The following is a 22,331-nucleotide window of genomic DNA, read 5'->3' as shown; positions in this document are numbered from 1 at the left end:
CATCGTCCGCGAGGTTACGTAGCGCGGTCCGGATCCTCGGCAAACTCGTTCACCTCCCACACCGGCAAATTTCCTGCGTCGTCCCAAGCCTTATCATCCCACTTCGGCGGCAGCTTGCAGTCTGTTTGTTCCACGAGGCTTTTGACCACGACCTTCGACGCCCGCTTGAATGCTGCATCGGTGTCCTCAGCGCCGACCGTATTGACTGGGTAGGTGATCAGCGGGGGGCGAGCCCCCGAGACGCGGATCGTTTGGCTCTTGCGGCCAGGATAGGACACCTCGGCGACAAGTTCGCTAGCTTCGTCCTCATCAGGTCCGCCGTCGTCCCCATCTGAGAGCGCCACCGTGCCATCGGCCACGGGCAACGCATTACTCGTTGGGAAAAAGTACTCACGCATCTTCTTCAGAATCTCGGACGACTCGGGTTCTTCCTTGAACCGGAGAATGCGGTGGTACTCGCCCAACTTCCGGGGTGTTCCCCCGATGCCGAACATCTGCATCGCGCTGGCGTCGATTCCTCGGTGTATGGCGGTGATACTTTTCACTGACACCGCTTGACCAGCCCTTTCAGCTTCCTTCCAAGCATCGACCTCCGCCGTCCGCGCCATGGCGATCATTACCTCTGGATATCGAGCTCTGAAGAGGTTGATGAAGATTGTCCTGAAGGCCTGGCCGACCGAGCGTCCGGCGACTGTCTCAATCAGAAGGAAACCTACGTGCGCGTCAGGCGGCTGAACGAAGTACACGGCGAAGTTAATCTGCTCGATATCCTGGGAGGTGCGCGTATAGCCAGGTCCGGAATCGCCTGGCTTTTTGATGACGCTGAAGATTCCCGATGTGCCAGAGACGATCTTGCAACGATATGTGTAACCAGCCGTCTCGACGTCGTGCGGCATCCCGAAGTGACGGGAATCTTTCTGGACTAAACGCTCCTTGGGCATCGAATTCACATAAGTGGCGAAGAGGCGGATTAGTGAAGCCCCACGCCCGTCGAAATTATCCAGAGGGAGGGTGACCTTAGGTTTGCGAAGCTCTGAGAGAGAAACTTCGTACGCGACGAGGGCGTGCTTCATCCCACTGACCACTGCCGAAGCGTCACTTGTTTCACCTGTCACTGTCGACCGTCCCATCAGTCAAAGCCCCGAAAATTGTGCCAGCAACCGGTTGGAAGCGGCGTACGAATTTCGCTTCCGCATCATCGCATGACAGGTGTGCGACCTCGATCACTGGAACATGTTCACGTGGACGGTCATCTGTGGTCATGTGGGGGTGTCTGCAGTGCGGGACAGGCGGGGCCGAGTATTAGATGCGCCTCCTTGGCCTGGGCAATCGTCGGCAGGCCGACGGGGCTCAGTCCTCATCGACCGGCTTCGAGACGCCCCTTTGTCATCAGAGCTGAACCTGATGGCGACGAGCCCTCAACCTGGGCCGATGGTGGTCGTAATGGGTCGATTTCCGACGCTCAATCAGACTCGACGAGGAGTCTCTCGCGGTCGTACTGCTTGCATCGCGCAGTGGCCGACTGTGCAGCATCGTCGGAACCCCACACGTAGGCGAAGAACTCTCGATCGAAATGGACGCGCTCCCCGGCTCGTGGATCTATCGATGCCGCGTACCTCATGTATGGAACGCGCGCGTGCCCATTGACTGTCTTCTTGCTCATGCCAAGTAGCTTCGCTACTTCCGATTGGCTGAGTCCCCCCAGTAGTGCGTCCTTGACCAGTGCCTGATCGACGTAGTTGTCAGCAAGGAATTCGAGATGCTTCACGAGCAACTGAGCGTCGCGACGCCTCGCCGCTGGATTGCTGATGTTCGAGTCGGTGGGCATGAATGCAGTATTGCGGTTTCCAATGGAAACCGCAATACCGACGGTGGTGATCGATCCGGTAGGTGTCGGGCCGCAATCGTTCGTATTCGGGCGTCGAATCGAGCGTTTCGGTCTCGAATCCGTGACCACGCCGAACGGCCGACCGAAACTCATGACCGAAACCTATTCGCCCGAAACATGGGGTTGGACCGTTTTCGGGCGAACCCGTAGGGTCGCTTTCAACGGAGAACGACGATCCGGGCTCGGTCAAGGTGATCTGTCGGTCGGGTGGGGAATCATGACAGCGGCCAACTGAGGCCCGAAACGGAAGGGGAGGCCATGGCGGAGAGACGAAGCATCCCGCGCGAACCGCGGCGAGAGCTGACCGACACGGACATCGAGGTCGAGGTCGCCGGGATCAAGGCCGCCCTCGAAATGGGCGGACTCGATTTCACCGACGACGCCGAGCACGTCGCCCGAGAGGTGCTGACCGGCGAGACGAGCGGTGAGGACGCGTTCAACCGCGCCCACGCCGCCATCCGGGCACGGCACGGCCTTGGATAACCCGTACTACTACCCGGACACCCAGGTCCTTCGGAACCTCTTCGGCTACACCGATCCCCGGCTCCTCGTCGAGGTCGAATCCGCCGCAACCACATGGCGGCTAGCAGAGCTCGCCGTCGAACCGGTGGCCGGAGACTTCGGCTTTACCCATCTGCAGGACATCCACTACTACCTGCTCCAAGACGTCTACGAGTGGGCCGGCGAGATCCGCACCGTTCGTTCCTTCGCGGGAAACACCGGCATCGAACACGATTCACCGGAGTCCATCGAGGCAGGCATCGCAGAGAACTTCGCGAACCTCGCGGCCGCCGACTATCTTCGCGGACTCGACCACGCCGAGTTCACCACTGCAGTCGCCGAGTGCTGGGGCGACCTGACCTTGCTGCACCCCTTCGTCGACGGAAACTCCCGGACGCAGAAGGTGTTCGTCGACCAACTCGCCCACCAGGCCGGGTGGGCGATCGACTGGCGAGAAATCAACGTCGGCGCCTTGCAGGCCGCGCGCACATTCTCGTTCGTCGACCAGGGCAAGATCCTCGGCGACATCCTCGGTCCGGTGATCGTCGAAAAGGACTCCATCCCGGTCGGCGTGGTCGCCGCGCCCGGCCGCGACGCCCTGACCACCGTGCAGGAGCACTGGGTAGCGATGATCGAGCACGCGGAGAACCGGTTCGACGAGCCGTACACCTGGTCGACCCAACACACAGTGGCCGACGTCGATCATCAGCCCGAACCGACACCGGCGGCCGTCGCCGAACATCGTGAGCTGTCGGAATACGAATCGAGCTGGCAACAGCCGTACTGGACACCGGACACCGGCCACAACATGACGACCGGCCACACCATGTCCCATCCTGGATCGCGGCCGGAAGGACCGAGACTGTGAGCATCATCGGATACGCACGAGTATCGACCCTCGAGCAAAACCCGGAACTCCAAGAACACGCACTTCGCGAGGCCGGGGCGATCAAGATCTTCACCGACTACGAGTCCGGCGCCAAGACTGCCCGCCCCGAGCTCGACAAATGCCTGAACTACCTGCGCGACAACGACGGCGACGTGCTCGTGGTGTGGAAACTCGACCGACTCGGCAGGTCCATGCGGCACGTCATCGAAACCGTCCACAACCTCGGGGAACGTGGCATCCAGTTCCGATCCCTCACCGAAGGGTTCGACACCACCACCCCCGGTGGCGAGTTCCTGTTCCACATCATGGCAGCCCTCGCCCAGATGGAACGACGCATGATCATCGAACGCACCCGCGCCGGGCTCGACGCAGCCGCACGCCAAGGCAGGCGCGGCGGCCGCCCCACAGTGATGGATGCCGACCGCACTGAACTCGCCCGCACTCTCCGTACACAGGGAAAGAGCCTGGAATCGATCGCGAAGACACTCCGAGTTGGACGTTCGTCGGTCGCCCGGGCGCTTGAGCGAACTCCCGTGTCGTAGCGGTTCAAGAAACCACCGTGAACGAGGGGCAAAGCAGGCCTAGACGGACATGAAGACTGCCAGGACAACCGAAGCGAACCAGCCGAATCCAACAACTCCCCATGCCCCGGTAAGAAGACTAGGCCGCACCCGACTCGTGTCATCCTTCTTCCAAACCCGTTCGCAGGCAAACACGACGATGGATCCGATGATGAGGACGCCGAAGATCCACGGTGCAAACGATGACCAGAAGAGTTCGGTGACAAAGGGAATGCCCTCAGGCGTAGGGTTGGGAACCTGGCTGTGAAACGACGTCATATGACAATTCCTCCCCGAAATACGGCGATCCGACAGGGATGTCTGGATCGGCAACGCGAACGGACCCATCGCCGCGTGCTCTTCAATTCTGCCTGACACCACCGACAGTTCGTCGACATCACATCACGGCAAACGGAGTATCCGACGTGATCAGCGGTCAGAGGATCATCCCGAAGGGGCCTCGACGATGCGGTGGTGCAGGTCTGGGCGCCCGACGCGCTGAAGGTCGTTCGCGAGCGTGATCGCGGGGTTTGTCGAACACAGCGCGGCGGCCGTCTGTCGATGGTATGCCCGGATCCGCATAACCATCCCCGAACGGCTATGGCGGTCCTGGCTCGACGCCCCCACCGTCGTTGCTCGATTCGAAGCAAGACCGACCGACGACCGGGCGGCTGGCAATCCGCACCGGCCTCGCCCGCGGCGACAAATCCTGACAGCATCGAGGAGTTGATCCGGTGTGCCGAAGCGGCCGGGCTACCTCTCACCCCTGGTAACCGCCCGCAGTGCCATCGGCTGCCCATCGGCGTGTGGATCCTGGTCCGCGGGTTTCAGTCCAGGTCGAGTTCGGGTGCGGTGGCCAGGTATTCGATCTGCGCCAACGTCACCGGGACGGTGGAACCCCGGATGGGGGTGGTGCTGATGATGATCTGTTGGGTGGAGGGGAGTGTGATCGAGAAGTAGGCGCTGCCGTGATCAGGGTAGTACCCGCGGGTGACGGTGGACCCGTCCGGTGACACGGTGGTGATGCGGTTCGGGTCGATCTCGTTCAGGTACTCGTCCTGCGGTGACGACGCGGGTTGACCGCTGACGACGACGATCTCGAGGCGCCCTGCCCCGGCGGTCGATGTCACGGTGACCACCTCGCAGACGTTGTCTTTGCCGGCGTCGGTCAACCGGAGTGATCCGATCGGCCGATCCAGGGTGAGGTCGTTGTTGCCCGGCATGCTCGCCCACCGCGCTTCGAGTGCCCGGTCGAGCCGGGCCACCTTGTCCCGGGTCAGCTCCGGCCCGTTCCAATCGGTGAAAGCCCCGCAGGATCGCATCAGCGGCACGGCCGGGATGACGGGTGCCGTCACCGCCAGGGACGGGGTGGTGACGATCGCGGTCAACTCGTCGAGGGTCAACGGGACGTGTCCGCTGTGCCGGCTGCCGGCCCTCGGGTCGGTGTTGTCGGCGTCATTGGCCGTGGCCACGATCCGGGTGCCGTCGGGAAGGTACGCGACGACTCTGCGTTCGAGGGTGCGGACGCCGTTGATCTCGTACCAGGTGTCCAGCGTGTCGAGCACCGTGCCGTCCGGGCGGGTGTCGCGTCGATCCAACGCTCCTGCCACACACGGCAGCATGGGGCGGTCCCACGCCTGGACATCGACGGTCAAGGTTCCGACGTGGCCATCCCGGATCAGCGAGCCGCGAGCGTTGGTCGACCCGTTGAACAGCTCCGGATCCCCCTCCTGCGGGAAGGCGGACGGGTCGACATCGGTGATCGGCTCGAACTGTAGGGACTGGCTTGGACTGGCGAAGACCAACTCCACCGAGTCCGGAAGTGCATCGACGGCTGCCTGTGTCATCGCCGCAGCCTTCGCCCCCGAGAACCACGGATACCTCGGGTTGTCGTACTCGTCCGACCCGACGGTGGCGAAGTTGACGCGTTCAGGCTCCGAGGGCGGTTCGACCACATCACACCCCGGTATCTGAGCCGGGTACGGCGCGGGTTCGAGAACGTAGGAGTACGCGCGGTCGGCGACCGGCTCACCGTTCTCAGCGTCGTTCAGCAGGCCGGCCACCACGGTTCCGGCTGCAACGGTCGAGACGATGACGACCACGTCGAACCATGTGCTGTCGCGCCATCTCCGGGCCCCGTCCTCGACCATAAGCGCCCCCTCATCGAGTCAAGATTCACGGTAACCCACGCAGCCCTGTCCCTGATTCGAACCGCGAGCGAGCCCGCAAGCCGACGATCTGTCAAGGCCAGAAAGCCGACCACATCGATATCCGTGCTGACTACGCTGGGCGTATGGAGCACTACGTTCGCAAGGAGCCCATCCCGTACGAGTCCGCTGCAGCACCGGTTCGTTCGGGAAACTGGTTCACGAGGACGCTCCGAGGGCTGGGAATAACCCTGCGGGGATTGATGCATGATCGGAAACCGAGCCCGTACTCGTCACTCACGCCGCGACGCATGGACGGCACGCATACCGACATCTTTCCCTTCAACAGCAGCGGCGGCGGAGCCGGCGGCGGCGGGGCGTAAATCCCACCGGCAACTCGGACATCGACCTGCGCTCGTCGATATCGGCCCTCCGGTCAGCGAGCTGTCCTGTTTGCGGGTCGCTGACCGGTCACCGATCTCGATCGGTTGCGGTCGGATACGCATACGCTCGGTAGATGGCGCGCACGGTGGTGTTCGATCCGACTGAGCGGGAACTGTTCGATGACCAGCGGCAACGATTTGACTGGACGCTCCTGCAGACCGGGTTCGTGTTCCGGTATGCCACTCGGTTCCAGCTCGATAGCGCGTGCACGCGACTCACAGATCTCGGCTACCTGGTGCATGAGCTCGACGCTCAGGAATGGACCTGCGTTGAGGGCATGCACACCGCGCGCGGCATCGATGTCGTTCCCGGACTACTACGGAAAGAACCTCGATGCCCTCGACGACGTCCTCAGCGATGTCGCGACCTTCAGCTACGGCAGCGACCCTGCAACGGCGGGCACCGTCCTCGCGATCGTGGACTTCGACGCGCTGCTGCAAATCGACCATCGCACCGGCCAGAAGATCCTGGAGATCTTCGCACGGCAGGCACGCCTGGCGGCTCTCTACGGCCACCCCATGCTGTGCTTGGTCGAGACAACTGCGTCGGATCTCGGGACCGTTGGAGGCACCGACGTCTACGCAGGCACGGTATGGGACACACCTCCGGACCCGCCGGATCCCTTCGCCGAAGCCGATGTCCTCGAATTCGGATTCCAGATCTACGCCACACAAGGTGAGGCCGCCGACTACGTGTCCGCACTCGGCCAAGTGATCGCACCCGTTCTCGGCGAGATCGGCCGGTGGCAGATCCTCGACCCTGCACTCGCATCGGAGAATGCAGTCCACTTTCGCCAAGAAAATCCCAGCCCACGACAACAGCCCGGGCAGCAACTCTGGGACGTCTTCGTTGGTGTCCGCGGCGTGGGGGATGCCATGGTGCTCGGGGAGGAGGTCTTTCATGCCGTGGAGCGGGCGGGCATGGTCTTCGAGCAGATGTCGCAGATCTTGTACAACAACGGCTACCAGGAAGCGGCCTTCGAGAAGTATCGGGAGTTGGCCGACTTCCCGAACGGCTGAAACGGCACCCGGAGTTCGCTAAGGGTCGGTGACCGGTCACCGATGGATCGCCGGTCAGATCCCGATGCGGTTACCTGAACTCTGGGGAGATCGGTCATCGGTGGATCAACCAGAGATTCGGGTCCGGGCCAAATATGATGGCGGAACTTATTTCTGGGGTTGGGGGGACGGATGGATCCGCAGGGAGGAAACGCAGGCACTACCGAACTGGGAGGTGTGCGTGCGTTGTGGCCGTATGTGCGTGAGCACCGCCGGTTGCTCGGGGCGGCAACGGTGTTCTCCATCGCCGCAGCCGGACTGAGTCTGGTGCAACCGGTGCTGGTGGGCCGGATCATCACCGCAGTCGGAGACGGCGGGCCGCTGGGCGGCCTGGTGTGGGCGCTGGTCGGGCTCCTCGCCGCCGGCGCGGTCCTCGCCACGATCCAGTACTACCTGCTGCAACGGACCGCCGAGAGTGTGGTGCTCACCGCCCGCACCGAGCTGACCGGGCACCTGCTGCGGTTGCCGATGAGCGAGTACCGCAGCCGCCACGTCGGGGACCTGGTCTCCCGGGTCGCCTCGGACACCACCCTGCTGCGTGCCGCGCTCACCGACGGTGTCGTCGAACCCCTCGGCGGGATCCTCGTCCTGGCCGGCGCGCTGACCGCGATGATGCTGCTCGACCCGGTCCTGGCCGGGGTCACCGTCCTCGTCGTCGCGATCGTGGTCGCAGCGTCACTTCACATCACCCGGCGGCTGAGAGCGTTGACGTTCGAAACCCAGTCCCGGCTCGGAGACCTGACCGGCGATCTGAACCAGACCCTGTCGGCGATCAGCGTCATCCGCGCCAACGGGGCCACCGACCGCGCCCAGGCCCGGCTCGGCGACCGGGTCCGATCAGCGTTCGACGCCGGCATCCGCGCGGCTCGATCCGGCGCCGCGATCGAGCCGCTCCGGCAGACCACCGGACACGCATCGCTGCTCGTCGTCCTCGGCGTCGGCGGCTACCGGGTGGCCACCGGGCATCTGACCGTCGCCGAACTGGTCACGTTCATCCTGTTCATGCTGCTGTTCATGGGCCCGGTCAACACCGCCTTCACCGCGGTGCAGTCCCTCGCCGCCGCCCTCGGCGCCCTGCAACGCATCACCGACATCGAGCAGATTCCCGCCGAGGACGCCGCCGACATCATCACCCACCCGACACTCCCGGCCCCGTCGGCGGCGCCGATGGTCCGATTCCGCGGCGCCCGGTTCGGGTACCGCCCCGACCATCCCGTCCTCGACTCGGTGAGCTTCACCGTCGCCCGCGGCTCCCGGACCGCGATCGTCGGACTCTCCGGCGCCGGCAAATCCACCCTCCTCTCCCTCATCGAACGGTTCTACGACCTCGACCGAGGCCGCATCGAACTGGCCGGGGTCGACATCACCGCCCTGCCGCGGACCGTCCTGCGCTCGCAGCTCGGATACGTGGAACAGAACGCGCCCGCGATCTCGGGCACCGTCTACGACAACCTCACCCTCGCCGCCCCGCAGGTGACGGACGAGCAGTGCTGGGCGGCCCTGGACACCGTCAACCTGCGCGACCGGATCGACACCGAGGCCGACGGTTTGAACACGCAGATCGGTGAACACGGGATCCGCCTGTCCGGTGGCGAGCGGCAACGGTTGGCGATCGCCCGCACACTGCTCGCCCGGCCACCGCTGCTGCTGCTGGACGAGCCGACGTCCAGCCTCGACAGTCGCAACGAGGAAATCTTCCAGACCGCGCTCGAGGCCACCGGAGCCGATCAGACCGTCATCATAGTCGCGCACCGGCTCGCGACGGTGAAGAACGCCGACCAGATCATCGTCCTCGACCACGGGCGGGTCCACGCGGTCGGCACCCACAACGAACTGCTCGGCACCAGCGAGCTCTACCGCGAACTCGCCCATCACCAACTGATCGGCACCCCGAACTAAACCCGCGGAGACCAGTCACCGGTCTCCGGCATCAGAACCGAGGTGGCGGCAACCCCGGTGCCTATCTCGAAAGCGGATCCCGCTCCGGAACAAGCGTCGCCGGCAGCCGGGCATGCGCTCGGCGCCGATCTCATTCCGCTGGTGGTTCCTCTTGCGGGCGGGCGTACGCGGTCAATCACAGCGGAGGGCTTCGGCCGACGAGAAATCGGGGCGGGAGCATGTGCGGGTATTCGACCGTTCGGCACCTACCGCATGTGTCAGGCTCAGATGATGACCTGGCCGCAACGGATCGTGCCGCCCGACGCGATGGAGATGGGTGCGCTTGCCCACGGCCCGCGAGTGCTCGCCCGGTCTGTGGGAATTGTGGTGGGGCTGCGTTCGATCGTGGCCTATTCATCGGGCCTGGACTTGGCGATCGTCGCGGTAGCTTCTGGTACCCACGCCGAGGCAATGAGGCGCCAGTTCCAGGCGCCGGCTGTGATCGACCCGGTGACCGGCGTACGTCGTCGTGGGGAATGGGTGGGCGAACGACTGCAGCTGCGGGCTCTCGAAGATTCTGTCCTTCAGCCCGTTCCCCGTCGCAGCACTGAGGGGTTTCACCAGCAAGAGAACACGTATCGGCACGAGTACTTCTTTGAGGTCTCACCACTGCCGGACACAACCGAATTGCCCCTCGTTACGGCCTGGCCGGCGATTGGGCTGGAGCCTGTCACGACGTACTTGGAACTCCCTCCCTCGGAGGTCCTCCGGGCTGGAATCATCTCGCTGGGTGGCGGTTCCGGGCGCAGAAAGTACTTCTGAGGTCTGTCCTCGATCGGGTAACTATCGGGGACCGGTCAACGATCCGCTATCGGTGACTGTCAATCGCTTCCCACAGGGCGATCGGCCATACCAGTCCATTCATTGGGTGATGCTTCACCTCACCGCACGCGCGACACGGATACTGATTGAGTGGAGCGGGACAAGGCGATCGCGACGAATCGGATACAGCGCGGCGCCCCGGTGGCCTTCAGGGGGCAGGACACCGACCGCGACATTCTCAATCAGGCGGCGCGACCTGCTCTGTTGTTTCACGGTCATCCAGGACGAATCACCGACCCGACGCTGCAACACATACTGGTGGATTGGGTGGGTCTCGAGGATGAGCCGGCGAGCTTCGCCGTTGGATTCTGTCCGACCACCGTCGACGGCGGATGGGCCGGTCCTACGGTGCCGGGATTGGCAGAGATTTCGGAGGCCGAGTTCAGGGTGCGGAAGCAACGAATCGAGAGCGGTCAGCGCCCCCTGCCATGACTGTCGTTCATGGATCGGGAAAAGGACGTTGCGCCTACAGGCTTGTGCGGACCCGAGTTCGGCGTTTGAGGCGTGTGAAGCCGGGCGCAGGTCGGCCATGCGTCAGTTCCGAGGCAATTTCACAACGCGAGCGTTTTCAAGGTCGGCAACATAAAGGTTCCCGGTCGAGTCCACAGTCAGTCCGAAGAGGCTTCGGCCTAGGCCGGTGAACGGTAGGTCAGTTTGGGTCGTAGCACCGCTTGCCAGCTTCACGACGCGGCCCGCACCGTTCGATAATGTACCGCCGTCTCCGATGAACACATTGCCCGCGGCGTCAACGGCAAGACCGTTGTAGTTCGCGCCTAGGCCAGTGAAGGGCAATACGGTCTGGGTGCTGGACCCCGGTGCGAGTTTGAGGACGCGATTGTCCATCGCAAGATAGACATTTCCTACGCCATCGACTGCGACGCCTCCAGTGGTGGTGCTGCGGTCGCTAAAGGGGAGAACCACTTGCTGGCTGGAGCCTGCCGGAAGTTTGACGACACCGAGTTGTACATCGGACACGTAAACGCTGCCGGCCGAGTCCACTGTCAAGCCGAAGAGATTCGAGGTTAGGCCGGTGAAGGGCAGCACGACCTGACTGGTTGATCCGGCAGGCAGTTTCAGTACTCGCGCGTTGTTGGAGTCAGCCAGGTACACATTGCCGGCGGAGTCGACAGCGATGCCGCGGGCGACATTTAGCCCGCTGAACGGGAGTATTTGCTGCTCTCCGCTCGGTAGTAGCTTGAGTACTTGATTACGGCCCTGATCCGCGATGTACACGTTTCCGAGGGAGTCGACGGCGGGGAACGAGGGCTGGATGAGTCCTGTGAACGGCAGAGTTACTTGACCCTCGTTTGGCGGCGGGGTACTCCGAAGGCCCGAGATCACCTTTTCTGCCAGTGGCGTGACTGCACCGTGAGTGCTTCCTCTGTAGGACGCCTGGTGGATCACCGTCCCGATGAACTGGTTAGTCACTAGGCGGCGAGGATTAGATGGGGTGAAGAAGGGGTTGGTCCAATCGCAGACGATGTCCCGAGACACGCACACACTGAAAACGCGGGCGCGCACGTCACTGGCAAAGGGTACGCCGCTGGCATGAGAGAACGGGCTCAAAGCAGCGCCTACACCTTGTGTGGTCGCCGTAACGCCACGTGTGTAGAGGTTGTCGGTGTCACCTGGCATCTTGTCGCCGTCGGCGATTAGCAAAGCTGCACCGACCCGACCGAGCAACTCAGAATTCGCGTCGGATCCGCCTGGGCGGAGTCGTTCGATCACACGATGCATAACCATTGCGCCTTGGGAGTACCCAGCCAGAATGATTCGTGGGCCCGCGCAAGATGGATTCGTGCGCAGACCATTCTGAATCTGGAAGAGCTGAGTGATCGCGTTGTTGACACCGATCTCGATACTGCCGAAAAAGACCTCGCGGCCCGGCGGCGTCGCGAGTTCGGGCGGGTTGACGGGTGCAGCAGGAAATACCACGGCCTGATACCGGAACTTGATTCTTTGCCGATCGAACTTGCGCTTAATCTCGTTGTAAGCGAAAGAGACTTCTGGACCCAACCCGCCCTTCTCGTTCTGGCCTTGGCCCGAACCTCGCGCTCCGAGCAGAACGACACCATCATTGCAATCGGCCGCGTAGGCGCGGTTTTCGCCGACCAGCATATGGAACCCACATACGAGTGTGAGCACCGCAAGGACGGCCAAGCTTGATCGCGATGCTGCGGCGGTTCGGTTCGGCATGCGAGCCTACCTTCCTGCTTAGCGGAACGATCTGGACTTTCCCCACAGTTGCTGGGTCGCTAGTTGATAGCACCATCCCGCGCCAGGCCGGAATCGACCGGCCGTGGGACACGTCGAACCGTTACATTCGCCGAATCATCGTTATGGCGGTGATATCCCGCGCGCCGACGGCAACCAGGCAGCTCAAACCGCTATGCGCTTGAACCCATTTCCATGCCACTCGCCGGCAGCGTCGTCAAGGCCTCACCGGCTGTGTGGATTCCGAGCGCATCAACTCCGTCGAGGTATGGCGAGATGCCAAAGCGCTGGACGAGTGGTGAAGGCAGGCCAAAGCTCCGCGCACGGGAAGGCCCAAGTACTCGGACGTGAGGCGGTACGACGCCACCGACGGTGGCTCCCTCTTCTAAGCCTAGGACGAGTCGATTCGACGGAGGGCATCGCCGCGGCAGATGCTCTCTTGCTTCTACCGCTCATCGGCATGAGCGCGCGCTTGGCCACTGAGGCCCGTCCCGGATCAGGAACCCTCACCGGAACGTTCCGGAAGCGGGGGGTTGACCGAGACTTCCCTGAGCTGCGTGTTCCCGTTTGACCCGTCCGGTGATGATCTTGCTTTCGGGGCGTCAAATGGGACACCCTGAACGGCCTGGAGCCGGTCACCGGCGGTCAGTTGGCCTGACGATGAAATCGCCTTGTCTCACAACGATGGCGGATCCGCCACCGGCCCGCCACTCGCCGTGAGATTCCGCCACGGATCTTTCGAGACCCCTACACAGTCGAGGGGATTCTCGATCGACTTCCCGTGTAGCTGACTCTTGCCTCCTGGCCGTCCGAGTCTCGCCGGGCCGGTCCTGCGCGCAACCGCCGGTCCTCGAAGACTTTTCTCCCCCGCAGGCTCCTCCGAAAACTCGTCGGGCCGACAGTTGCACTCTCGTCCCGTCAACCGGCGGATCTCTCCCTTGCCAGAAGGCAAAGAGAACGGTCGGGGAACCGGCCGTCATCGGTTTCGACGCAAGGGGACGCCATGGGAGCGCAGAAGACCAGCACGGATCGGGCCGAGGCACGCCGCCAGCTCGCCGCACAGTTGCACGAGACGATCACTGAGAAGGTCGACGCCCTCACCGACACCGAGCAGTGGGCCGCCTACCTGGCCGCCGCTGCCGCGTTCCACTCGTACAGCTTCAACAACGTGTTGCTGATCATGGCCCAGCTTCCGCATGCCGCCCAGGTCGCTGGGTTCCGCAAGTGGCAGGAGCAGGGACGGCAGGTCCGCAAGGGTGAGAAAGCGATCCGCATCTTCGGCTACAGCTCCCGCACGGTCACCGAGACCGACCCGGACACCGGCGAGGAGAGTAAGCGAAAGGTGCCGATCTACCCGGTACTGTCGGTGTTCGACATCTCCCAGACCGACCCGATCGAGGGACACCCGCAGCTGGAGCCGATCGCCCGCCGCCTCGAGGGCGAGGACACCGCCGCGATCCTCGACAGGGTCCGCGATGTCATGACCGGCCAGGGCTGGACTGTTACCCGCGAGCCGATCCCCGGATCCACCAACGGATACACCACCCTGGACGGCTCCCGCCGCATAGTCGTCGACGCGACGTTGAGCCCGGCGCAGGCGGCCAAGACGATGATCCACGAGGCCGCGCACGCGGTGCTGCACGCCGCCGCCGATGTCAACCCGGCCGAGCTGCACCGGGGCCGCGCCGAAGTCGAAGCCGAATCCGTCGCGTATGTGCTCGCCGGACTCCTTGGCCTGGACACCAGCGAATACAGCATCGGCTACATCGCCAAATGGGCGAACGGAGACACCGCTGCCGTCGCCGAGACCGCACACACAGTGTTGGCGGCCGTGCACACGCTCACCGCCGCTCTCGAAACCCACAAGGAGGGCAACGCGGAGGAGACCACCGCAGCCTGACACGGCAACAGATGGCCCCGAACCCACCGCGGTTCGGGGTCATCGTTGTTTGCGTGGGGGCGGAATGCGTGCGCGGCCGCCGGTCGGGTGGCACCTCCCCTGCGGTCCGGTGGAGGCCACCTGCGGTGTCCCTCGAATCGAGCTCCGCTGCGCTCCGCACCACAAAAGCGTTCTTCTCTTTTTCCCTTCTGGCAACCAATTTTGGCCGGCGGTGACCTGCGCGCAACCCCTGGCGGCTGCGCCGGCCTACGGCTCCGGGCAACTTTCGCGACCTCGCAAGCTCCCCGCGAAACTTCCCCGGCCCAGGGGTTGCACTCCGGTCCCCTCATGCCGGCCCAAATTTTTCCTTGCCAGAACGGCAAAAGAACGGGCGGGACAGCAGGTCCGGCCCACCGATCCTTCCAAGGAGCGTTTTATGATCCGCCTTCGCACCGCCACCGATGTTCTCGCCGCGATCCCCGCGATACTGGGATTCACACCGGTGCAGTCCATCGTGGCGATTCTGCTCGGCGAGTCCGAGGCCGACGGCATGACCGGAGCCCGCCTCGTGCTCGTGTCCCGGTACGACGCCGACCAGGACGCCGAGATTCCCGCCGACCGGTTGTGCGGCATCGCCGCCCGCGAGAACGCCACCGGCGTGATCCTCGCCGTGATCGCGGGCGGTCCCGGCGCGGCCGCCGCCCTCGACAACATGACATCGCTGCGCGACCGTCTCGAGGCCGAGGGCGTCGCACCGATGCTGTCGTTGCACACCGCCGAACTCACCGAGGGCGCAATGTGGGTCGACCTCGACACCCTCGAGCGCGGCGCAGTTCCGGACCCGACCACCTCCGCCGTCCACGCGGCCGCAGTGTTCGACGGCCGCAACGTTGCCACCTCACGTGCCGCGATCGCCGCCCGCTACGGTCTCGCCGCCGAAGCGGATCCCCGCATCGCAGCCCGGGCCGCCGCCGAACAGGGTGACGACTTCGCGCGCGCCACCATCACCGAGTTCGCCGCCGTCATCCGCAACGGCGAAATCCCCAGCGCCGATCTCGCCGCCCGCGTCGGACTGGTCGCCGCGAGCGGACCGACGCAGCGCGACGCGTTTCTCGGACTCGCCCACTACGGCGCGGCCGAGGCACACGCGGCAATGATTCTGGTTGCCAACCAGGTACGCGGCCACGCCCGCGTGCAAACCCTCACCATCACCGCGTACTTCGCCTACATCGCCGGAACCGGCCCGGAAGCGGGCATTGCAATCGATGCCGCCCGCGCCAGCGCCGAGGATGCACCCGAGGCAGAAACCCGGTTGCTCGACCTGCTCGACATTGCATTGCAACGCGCAATGCACCCGGACACGATCGCCGGACTCACCGCCAGCGGCATCGAGTCCGCGCAGCAGCTCGGCGTCGAGTTCGACTGAAACAAACAAGGAGCGCGCCCCCGGACAGGCTACGTCCGGGGGTGCGCTCCCGGTCAGCGTAGAGGGTGTTCGGGCATCGAGCCCGAACACCCCGCGCGTCTGCACGCGCACGCCGCGTCGTGTTGCGCGGCCGACGGTTCTAGAGGAAGTCCTTCAATGCGTGCGGATCCGGAAACGCAAAATCAACTCTCACATCGTTCGACGGTCCGGCGTTGACGGGCGTACCCGCGACGACAGCCGCGAGGTCCTCATCGGACACCTCCCAGCTGTGCTTGGTGAGGTGATACAACGTCGCCTCGACGTCCGACCGATGCACCGGTGTTGCCTTCTCGCTCATGCTCTCCCCTTCCGTCGGCCTAACGTTTCCCGTCGGGCCGGGCGAATCGGTTTGTCGATCCTTACTGCTTTCAGAACAAGGTCGGGGTGTCGGTGTGCAGGAACGCCGCCTGTACGGCCTCGTCGTCCCACCCGCCGCGCACCGCTTCACGCAATGTCCGCGACCGCGCCGCGCGTGCCGCCCGATCGGGCCCGTACCAATGCCATGTCTGCCCGCGGCCGCCGCCGCGCCCCTTCGCGCCCATCCCGGCCAGATTCTGTGCCTGCGTGCCGAGCACGACGTGCGGACGACCTAACGCTTCCGACGACGCCCGCACACAGATCGGGTTGTCGCACACTTCGTGCAACGCGACTTCGTCGTCGGTCAGGGGGCGGCCGAGTTCGATCGCCAGCGCGTACCGGTGCGGCCGCACCACCTTCTGCCGTCCATTGCGCGAGACCCAGAACCGGCCGTACCCGTCGTCGGCGATGGCGCCTGCGAAGATCCAGCAGTCGGTCGGCCGCGGGCCGCGCACGATGAACTTCTCGAATCGTAGCCGCTCCGCGCTGCCCGCTTCGGGAAGCGTTAGGTGCTCCGGGTTCACGCTGTCACGCCCTTCTCGCCGCGCCGGTGTCGCGGACGGTGACCCACAGATGGGGACCGCGACATCCCTCATGTGGATGCCCGAGACTTCTCATCCCGCTCCGCTCGGTCTCAGGCAACGCACAATCGGTCGCGGCCCACCAGGTGTGGATAACCGTTGCAGTGGTCACCATTGTGGGTGTGGTCCGGTGTCAGGACGCGAGCTGCTCGGCTTCGTTGGAGTTGTTCTCCGCGACCGGCGATTCCGAGACCGGCTTCGGGGACGGTGCGGCGACGGATTCTGCCGCAGGTTTCGTCTTCGGCTTCGCCAGGCGGATCAACTCCCGCACCTTTGCTTCGGACAGTTCGGTCATCTCGGCGATGGCCGACGTCGACTCGCCGCGTTGCTTGAGCCCGAGGATAGCCGCGGCCTGCCGTTTGACGGCGTTGGCCTTCTTCTCCTCGGCTTCGTCGCGAATCTTCCGGATCTTCTCCTCGACATCGGAGTCGGCCTTCTCGATGTCGGCCGTCGAGTTGAAGAACGCGACCAGATCGTCTTCGTTCTGCTTCAACCGGGCCTGCTCGGCGGCGAGCCGCTCCGCGTTCGCCTTTCGGACGCGCTCGCGCGCGCTGATCGTTGCTTTGTTAGAGGACGCCATGTGCGGGAGCCTACCTGTCCCCTACGAGATCCCTCGTTCAAAACGCCGACAACACCTTTCGCCATTTCCCGCCGCGATTTCGTCGGGTTTCGACCACAGAGCGTGAACGGCCTGGTCATCGGGATATCTCGCGATCTCAGGCCGGGAAGTTCAGACACACCTCTTGCTGAATTTCAGACTTCGTGGGGTGTCGCACCTTTCGGCGTCGTATCCAGCGGCTACTGTTGCCCCTGTGATGACGCTCCACGTGCTGCACGCGGGCGATGGATACGAGTACCTCACCAAGCAGGTCGCCACCGCTGACCGCGAGCTCGAGCACGGCCAGGAGCTGACCGACTACTACACCGCACACGGCACTCCCCCGGGCCGCTGGTACGGCTCCGCACTGCCCGACCTGGCGAGCATGGACGCCGGAATCGACATCCCCGACGAGCAACGAATCGCCCTCGGCCAGGTGGTATCCGAGACCCAGATGAAGGCACTGTTCGGCGAGGGAATGCACCCCAACGCCGAGCAGATGGTCGCCGCCGACATCGCCGACGGCACCACCGCGGAGAAGGCCGTCAAGAACGCCCGGCTGGGCCGCAAGTTCCCCTCCTTCGCCAACGAGATCCCCCTGCTGAAGGCACACCGGGCCGCGGTCGAGGGATACGCGATCGAGCACGGCCGGCGCCCAAACAAGGCCGAGTCCCAGGCACTGATGGACCGCGAAGCGCTCCGGCTGTTCACCGACAAGCACGCCCGCCCACCGCAGGATCAGCGCGAACTCCGGTCGTGGATCAGCGCCGAGAAGTCGAAGGTCCGCCAGCCCGTCGCCGGGTACGACCTGGTGTTCACCCCGCCCAAGAGTGTGTCGGTGGTGTGGGCCCTCGCCGACGATGACACCCGCCGCGAGATCGAGCGAATTCACCACGACACGATCACCGAAACGCTGGGCTGGTACGAGCGCAACGCGTGCTTCACCCGCACCGGATCCACCAGCCAGGAAACCCAGGACACCACCGGGTTCGTGGCCACCCTCTACGACCACTACGACTCCCGCGCAGGCGATCCGAACCTGCACACCCACGCCGTGGTCTCGATCAAGGTCCGCACCGAATCCGACGGCAAATGGCGCGCCCTGGACGGGTCGACGATGCACCGCTACGGTGTCGCGGCCTCGCAGCGGTACAACGCCCAGATCATGTCGAAGCTGCACACCGAACTCGGCTTCGGCCTCACCACCCGGTCCACCGGCCGCGGCCGCCAGGACGTCGTCGAGGTCGCCGAGGTCCCCGAACAGCTACGGGAAATGTTCTCCTCGAGGCGCACCGAGATCGAGGTCCGCCGCGACCAGCTCGTCGCCGACTACCGCGCCGAGCACGGCAGGATGCCCTCCCCCAAGGCCATGTTCGGGCTCTACCAGCAGGCGAACCTCGACACCCGAGAAGGCAAGCAACAACCGCAGACCCTCGTCGAGATGCAACAGGCCTGGCATGTCCGCTCCGTCCAAGTCCTCGGCAGCGAGCAGCACGTGCACAACCTGACGACACACTGGCGGCAGGTGCGCGACGCACACGCCGCCGGGCACCGGCAGCACCCCACGATGCGTCGCATGACCTCGGTCGAGGACGAGGCGCAGGCCGTGATCACCCGCCTCGAAAACGCCCGCGCAACATGGGCGCTCCCCCACATTCACGGCGCCGTCGAAGCCAACTTCGCCGCCGTCTCCTTCCCGACCGAAGCCGCCCGCCAGACCGCGGTGCAGGCCGTCACCGCCCACGTCCTCGGGTCCGCGGTGCACCTGCCGACCCCGGTGTTGCCACCCGCCCCGGACGCATTGCGCCGCCGCACCGGCGAATTCATCCTCACCACTCCCGGCTCGAACCTGCACACCTCCCACGATGTGATCGCCGCCGAGCAAACCCTGCTCGACGCAACGAAAATCCCCACCGCCTACGTTGCACCACAGGCTCAGCTCGACCGGGTCATCAAGGCCGGCAACAAGGAAACCGGTCGCACACTCAACGCCGGACAACGGGCACTGGCCGAGCATTTCGTCGGCAGCGGCGCCCTTCTCGCCGTCGGAATCGGCCCCGCCGGCACCGGCAAAACCACCGCCATGAAGGCCGTCGCCGACACCTGGCAGAAGATCGGCCACCAGGTCATTGCACTCGCCCCGTCCGCTGTTGCAGCCGAAACCCTGGGCGAAGAAATCGGGGTGCAAGCTCACACCCTCGCCACCCTGACCTACCCCTGGCGCGGGGTCATCGGCGACCAGCCGGGCACCCTCCCATCCTCGATCGAGATCACCCCGGGCACCATGCTTCTCGTCGACGAGGCATCCCTCGCCTCCACCAAGGACCTCGCTGCAATCACCGACATCGCCCGTGCAAAAGGTGCAATCGTCCGCCTGCTCGGCGACCCCGCCCAGCTCGACGCCGTCGAAACCGGTGGCGCCCTTCGCCTGCTCGCCGAAGAGACCAAGGCACCCGAACTCACCGACGTCGTCCGGTTCGGCGACGACCTCGAACAGGCCGAAAACTCGCTGCAAGTCCGCGCCGGGAACCCGGAAAGCCTGGAGTTGTTCGACGACCGCGGTTGGATCCACAGCGGCACCGCTGCCGAGATGAAAGACCAGGCCGCGGCCGCCTACATCGCGGACACCGACGCCGGCCTCACCTCCATCGTGATGCTCTCCACCGGTGACGATGTCCGCGAGGTCAACCTCGCCGTGCAGGCCCACCGACGCGGCCGCGGCATCGCCGACGACGCCCACACCACCGTGCTGTCGGACGAGCTCACCGCCGGTGTCGGCGACACCGTCCTGACCCGCCGCAACCGCCGGACCCTGCGCACCCGCGGTGGCCGGCGACGGAACATGTTCGTCCGCAACGGCGACCTGTGGACCGTCACCGCCGTCAACCCCGACGGCTCACTGACGGTGCGCAACAAGACCCATCACGGTTCGATCGTGCTGCCCGCGAAGTACGTGCGCCGCGACACCGAACTCGGCTACGCCGCCACCGTGCACCGCAGCCAAGGCATCACCGTCGACACCTCCCACACCGCCGTCACCGGTGCCACCAACCGCGCCGGGCTGTACGTCGCGGTCACCCGGGGCCGCACCGAGAACCACCTGTATGTGCCCACCGAACCCGGCGTCACCCAGGACACCGAGGGCATGCACCTCGGCGAACACCAGACCCCGCAGGCACACGACGTGCTGCGGAAGATCCTCGCCGCAGACAACGGACACCGCGCCGCCATCACCGAAATCCGTGAGGCAACCCGGCACGCGAACAGCCCCGAACGACTCCACGAGTCGTACCTCGCCGCGCAAACCCGGCTCCGGGGCCGGTGGCTCGACCACCTCCTCGACCGGGCGCTGCCGGCCTCGATGCTCGCGACCATGGAAGCCGCACACCCGGGCAGCCTCGCCGCCCTCCGCGCGGCCCTCGCCGAGGTTCACGACCGCGGCGACAGCGCCACCAGGGTCCTCAACGACGCCCTCGCCGCCGGGGAACTGCACACCGCCCGAGACGTCGCCGCCGTCCTGAACACCCGAATCACCAAGGTCGCCGCGGCGGTTGGGGAGCCCACCGAGGCGGCGCTTCCGCCACTGCCCCCGCGCATCCCGCACACCGACATGGAACTCGACGACTACGCCCGCACCGTCGCCGAGCTGTACATCGAGGCTCGTCCCGCTGAGCACGACGTCGACGGCATCGGCGCGAAGATCCGAAACTACCGACACACCCGCACCGAGCTTGACCGCGAACGAGTCCGCCGCCCAGTCGAGGCCGTATTCGATCCAGAGACAGCCGCCAGCATCACCAACGACAAGGCCGCGTGGCGACTCGGTCGCCAACTCCGCAACGCCGCCCTCGCGGGCCTCGACCCAGCCGACGTCCTTCAGTGGCACGCTCGACAACTCGCCGAACAAGGCAAGCCGATCACCGCGGTCTCCCTCGCCAGCGACATCGGGCCCGCGCTGACCACGGCGACCCGAGACCTCAACGCCCGGTGGCTCGACGAGAGCGACGAGATCCTGCGCGAGCACCTGCCCGTTGCCGCTGCGATGGCCGACCATGGCGACGACCCCCGATGGAACGACATCGCTGGACGACTACGCGTCCACACAACCTCGGGTGGACGCGACCTCGCCGACCTCTGCACAGAACTCGCCGAGCACGCCGGGACCATGTCCAGCATCGGCCGAGTTGTCGACGCGCTCGACGAGATCGCACCGGCAGGACACGAGCCGACCAACCCTGCCGCACCCCACTGGCTGTCCTCCCCCGACGCCGACGCCCACACGGTCGATCCCGACCTCGCCCAGCTGCTGCGCAACGAGTACACCGGCATCGCAGACGCCCACGACGCCACCATGCGCGAGATCGCAGCCACCGCAACGCGAACAACGGACACCGATAGCGAAACCGTAGAACTCCCCGCCAACCTCGCATGGACCAGGCACCTCGGAACGCGGCCCGACGAGGTCGACCTCGCAGCCGAATGGGACCGGGCAGCAGCAGAGGTCCACGCCTACCGCAACACCTACCGGATCACCGACACCACCTCCCTCGCCGGCGACCGACCCGACAACAAGGCCGAACTCGGCGACTTCCACGCCGTCCACGACCATGTCCAGACCTATCGTGACCGCGTCGACGAACACCACGAGGAAGAACAGCGCCAGGCTCGGCAGCAGGAGAACGCCGACCACGAGCGGCAGATGCACGCACAGGCTCACGCCATCGAGACCCAGCCGGAAAACCAGCGAGACGGCCGCCGGATGTGACGCCTTGGCCTCGAATGGCGAGGGCATCGGGCGGGTTGGATAGCGGGGCTATAGGAGCTTCGGTTTGACAGTCAGTGTGCCAGGACGGTCCTCCGGGCGGACCCAGTGATTAAGAGTCACTTGCTCTTCCCACGATCGCGGTCGAGGCAGCGTCGACCGCCTCCCATCCTAGGAGAACTGTATCTGTCGCGGGCGTTCCGATCGCGACCTGAAAAGTGGTGTCGC

Annotated in this window: 18 protein-coding genes; 10 read left to right on the top strand and 8 right to left on the bottom strand. The window is 65.0% G+C overall.

Annotation, left to right across the window (positions count from 1 at the left end; genetic code table 11):
• Nucleotides 1-14 precede the first annotated feature (14 nt).
• The gene (locus ACFVJ3_RS23155) at nt 15-1,073 is read right to left on the bottom strand and encodes a hypothetical protein (RefSeq protein WP_378454258.1); all 1,059 of its coding nucleotides are present in this window, start codon (nt 1,071-1,073) and stop codon (nt 15-17) included.
• A gap of 389 nt (nt 1,074-1,462) precedes the next feature.
• A complete protein-coding gene (locus ACFVJ3_RS23150) occupies nt 1,463-1,981 on the bottom strand; it encodes a hypothetical protein (protein ID WP_378454257.1) in 519 nt (172 codons plus the stop codon).
• A 165-nt stretch (nt 1,982-2,146) separates the two neighbouring features.
• Between ACFVJ3_RS23150 and ACFVJ3_RS23145 the strand changes: the two genes are divergently transcribed.
• The 3 genes from ACFVJ3_RS23145 to ACFVJ3_RS23135 are packed head-to-tail and all read left to right on the top strand — an operon-like array spanning nt 2,147 to nt 3,820.
• Nucleotides 2,147-2,371, top strand: a complete 225-nt coding sequence (locus ACFVJ3_RS23145) for a hypothetical protein (RefSeq protein WP_378454256.1) — start codon at nt 2,147-2,149, stop codon at nt 2,369-2,371.
• Nucleotides 2,364-3,257 carry a Fic/DOC family protein gene (locus ACFVJ3_RS23140; protein WP_378454255.1) on the top strand — a complete coding sequence of 298 codons (894 nt, stop codon included), beginning with the start codon at nt 2,364-2,366 and terminating at the stop codon, nt 3,255-3,257. The genes ACFVJ3_RS23145 and ACFVJ3_RS23140 overlap by 8 nt, the downstream gene beginning before the upstream one ends.
• Nucleotides 3,254-3,820 carry a recombinase family protein gene (locus ACFVJ3_RS23135; RefSeq protein WP_378454254.1) on the top strand — a complete coding sequence of 189 codons (567 nt, stop codon included), beginning with the start codon at nt 3,254-3,256 and terminating at the stop codon, nt 3,818-3,820. The genes ACFVJ3_RS23140 and ACFVJ3_RS23135 overlap by 4 nt, the downstream gene beginning before the upstream one ends.
• Nucleotides 3,821-3,859: 39 nt before the next feature.
• On the opposite strand, the gene ACFVJ3_RS23130 is transcribed toward ACFVJ3_RS23135, so the two are convergent.
• Complete coding sequence (locus ACFVJ3_RS23130) at nt 3,860-4,117, bottom strand: hypothetical protein (protein WP_378454253.1); 258 nt, start codon at nt 4,115-4,117, stop codon at nt 3,860-3,862.
• Between the two features lie 548 nt (nt 4,118-4,665).
• A complete protein-coding gene (locus ACFVJ3_RS23125; RefSeq protein ID WP_378454252.1) occupies nt 4,666-5,988 on the bottom strand; it encodes a hypothetical protein in 1,323 nt (440 codons plus the stop codon).
• Between the two features lie 740 nt (nt 5,989-6,728).
• On the opposite strand from ACFVJ3_RS23125, the gene ACFVJ3_RS23120 reads away from it, so the two are divergent.
• The 4 genes from ACFVJ3_RS23120 to ACFVJ3_RS23105 all read left to right on the top strand — a co-directional run bounded on the left by ACFVJ3_RS23120 (nt 6,729) and on the right by ACFVJ3_RS23105 (nt 10,679).
• Nucleotides 6,729-7,448 (top strand): barstar family protein, encoded by a 720-nt coding sequence (locus ACFVJ3_RS23120; protein ID WP_378454251.1) that lies wholly within the window; start codon nt 6,729-6,731, stop codon nt 7,446-7,448.
• A 171-nt stretch (nt 7,449-7,619) separates the two neighbouring features.
• A complete protein-coding gene (locus ACFVJ3_RS23115; RefSeq protein WP_378454250.1) occupies nt 7,620-9,386 on the top strand; it encodes an ABC transporter ATP-binding protein in 1,767 nt (588 codons plus the stop codon).
• Nucleotides 9,387-9,656: 270 nt separating this feature from the next.
• Nucleotides 9,657-10,187 carry a hypothetical protein gene (locus ACFVJ3_RS23110; RefSeq protein ID WP_378454249.1) on the top strand — a complete coding sequence of 177 codons (531 nt, stop codon included), beginning with the start codon at nt 9,657-9,659 and terminating at the stop codon, nt 10,185-10,187.
• Between the two features lie 150 nt (nt 10,188-10,337).
• Nucleotides 10,338-10,679 (top strand): hypothetical protein, encoded by a 342-nt coding sequence (locus tag ACFVJ3_RS23105; protein ID WP_378454248.1) that lies wholly within the window; start codon nt 10,338-10,340, stop codon nt 10,677-10,679.
• A gap of 102 nt (nt 10,680-10,781) precedes the next feature.
• Here the strand turns inward: ACFVJ3_RS23105 and ACFVJ3_RS23100 are convergent, their stop codons facing one another.
• Entirely contained in the window at nt 10,782-12,443 is a 1,662-nt protein-coding gene (locus ACFVJ3_RS23100) for a cutinase family protein (RefSeq protein ID WP_378454247.1), read from the bottom strand.
• A 1,021-nt stretch (nt 12,444-13,464) separates the two neighbouring features.
• On the opposite strand from ACFVJ3_RS23100, the gene ACFVJ3_RS23095 reads away from it, so the two are divergent.
• Both ACFVJ3_RS23095 and ACFVJ3_RS23090 read left to right on the top strand, forming a co-directional pair.
• Entirely contained in the window at nt 13,465-14,361 is an 897-nt protein-coding gene (locus tag ACFVJ3_RS23095; protein WP_378454246.1) for an ArdC family protein, read from the top strand.
• 415 nt (nt 14,362-14,776) lie between these two features.
• Complete coding sequence (locus ACFVJ3_RS23090; RefSeq protein WP_378454245.1) at nt 14,777-15,766, top strand: DUF4192 domain-containing protein; 990 nt, start codon at nt 14,777-14,779, stop codon at nt 15,764-15,766.
• A 139-nt stretch (nt 15,767-15,905) separates the two neighbouring features.
• Here ACFVJ3_RS23090 and ACFVJ3_RS23085 read toward each other — a convergent pair whose 3' ends face one another.
• From ACFVJ3_RS23085 to ACFVJ3_RS23075, 3 genes are all read right to left on the bottom strand, one after another.
• Nucleotides 15,906-16,103: a hypothetical protein gene (locus tag ACFVJ3_RS23085; protein ID WP_378454244.1), complete on the bottom strand. Its 198-nt coding sequence runs from the start codon at nt 16,101-16,103 to the stop codon at nt 15,906-15,908.
• A 70-nt stretch (nt 16,104-16,173) separates the two neighbouring features.
• The gene (locus ACFVJ3_RS23080; RefSeq protein ID WP_378454243.1) at nt 16,174-16,686 is read right to left on the bottom strand and encodes a hypothetical protein; all 513 of its coding nucleotides are present in this window, start codon (nt 16,684-16,686) and stop codon (nt 16,174-16,176) included.
• Between the two features lie 190 nt (nt 16,687-16,876).
• Complete coding sequence (locus ACFVJ3_RS23075) at nt 16,877-17,323, bottom strand: hypothetical protein (RefSeq protein ID WP_378454242.1); 447 nt, start codon at nt 17,321-17,323, stop codon at nt 16,877-16,879.
• 235 nt (nt 17,324-17,558) lie between these two features.
• Here ACFVJ3_RS23075 and mobF point away from each other — a divergent pair, with 235 nt between their 5' ends.
• On the top strand, nt 17,559-22,106 hold the full coding sequence (gene mobF, locus ACFVJ3_RS23070; RefSeq protein WP_378454262.1) for a MobF family relaxase: 4,548 nt from the start codon (nt 17,559-17,561) through the stop codon (nt 22,104-22,106).
• The last annotated feature ends 225 nt before the right edge of the window (nt 22,107-22,331 follow it).

The sequence above is a fragment of the Rhodococcus sp. NPDC127593 genome (assembly GCF_042671975.1).
Taxonomy (GTDB): Bacteria; Actinomycetota; Actinomycetes; order Mycobacteriales; family Mycobacteriaceae; genus Rhodococcus_F.
Note: the sequence above shows the minus strand (reverse complement) of the source record. Positions and strands in the feature narration are given on the sequence as shown.

Coding starts and splice junctions, on each gene's coding strand:
- ACFVJ3_RS23155 (WP_378454258.1), bottom strand. CDS start 1,073: ATGAAGCACGCCCTCGTCGCGTACGAAGTTTCTCTCTCAGAGCTTCGC.
- ACFVJ3_RS23150 (WP_378454257.1), bottom strand. CDS start 1,981: ATGAGTTTCGGTCGGCCGTTCGGCGTGGTCACGGATTCGAGACCGAAA.
- ACFVJ3_RS23145 (WP_378454256.1), top strand. CDS start 2,147: ATGGCGGAGAGACGAAGCATCCCGCGCGAACCGCGGCGAGAGCTGACC.
- ACFVJ3_RS23130 (WP_378454253.1), bottom strand. CDS start 4,117: ATGACGTCGTTTCACAGCCAGGTTCCCAACCCTACGCCTGAGGGCATT.
- ACFVJ3_RS23125 (WP_378454252.1), bottom strand. CDS start 5,988: ATGGTCGAGGACGGGGCCCGGAGATGGCGCGACAGCACATGGTTCGAC.
- ACFVJ3_RS23120 (WP_378454251.1), top strand. CDS start 6,729: ATGTCGTTCCCGGACTACTACGGAAAGAACCTCGATGCCCTCGACGAC.
- ACFVJ3_RS23115 (WP_378454250.1), top strand. CDS start 7,620: ATGGATCCGCAGGGAGGAAACGCAGGCACTACCGAACTGGGAGGTGTG.
- ACFVJ3_RS23110 (WP_378454249.1), top strand. CDS start 9,657: ATGACCTGGCCGCAACGGATCGTGCCGCCCGACGCGATGGAGATGGGT.
- ACFVJ3_RS23100 (WP_378454247.1), bottom strand. CDS start 12,443: ATGCCGAACCGAACCGCCGCAGCATCGCGATCAAGCTTGGCCGTCCTT.
- ACFVJ3_RS23095 (WP_378454246.1), top strand. CDS start 13,465: ATGGGAGCGCAGAAGACCAGCACGGATCGGGCCGAGGCACGCCGCCAG.
- ACFVJ3_RS23090 (WP_378454245.1), top strand. CDS start 14,777: ATGATCCGCCTTCGCACCGCCACCGATGTTCTCGCCGCGATCCCCGCG.
- ACFVJ3_RS23085 (WP_378454244.1), bottom strand. CDS start 16,103: ATGAGCGAGAAGGCAACACCGGTGCATCGGTCGGACGTCGAGGCGACG.
- ACFVJ3_RS23075 (WP_378454242.1), bottom strand. CDS start 17,323: ATGGCGTCCTCTAACAAAGCAACGATCAGCGCGCGCGAGCGCGTCCGA.
- mobF (WP_378454262.1), top strand. CDS start 17,559: ATGACGCTCCACGTGCTGCACGCGGGCGATGGATACGAGTACCTCACC.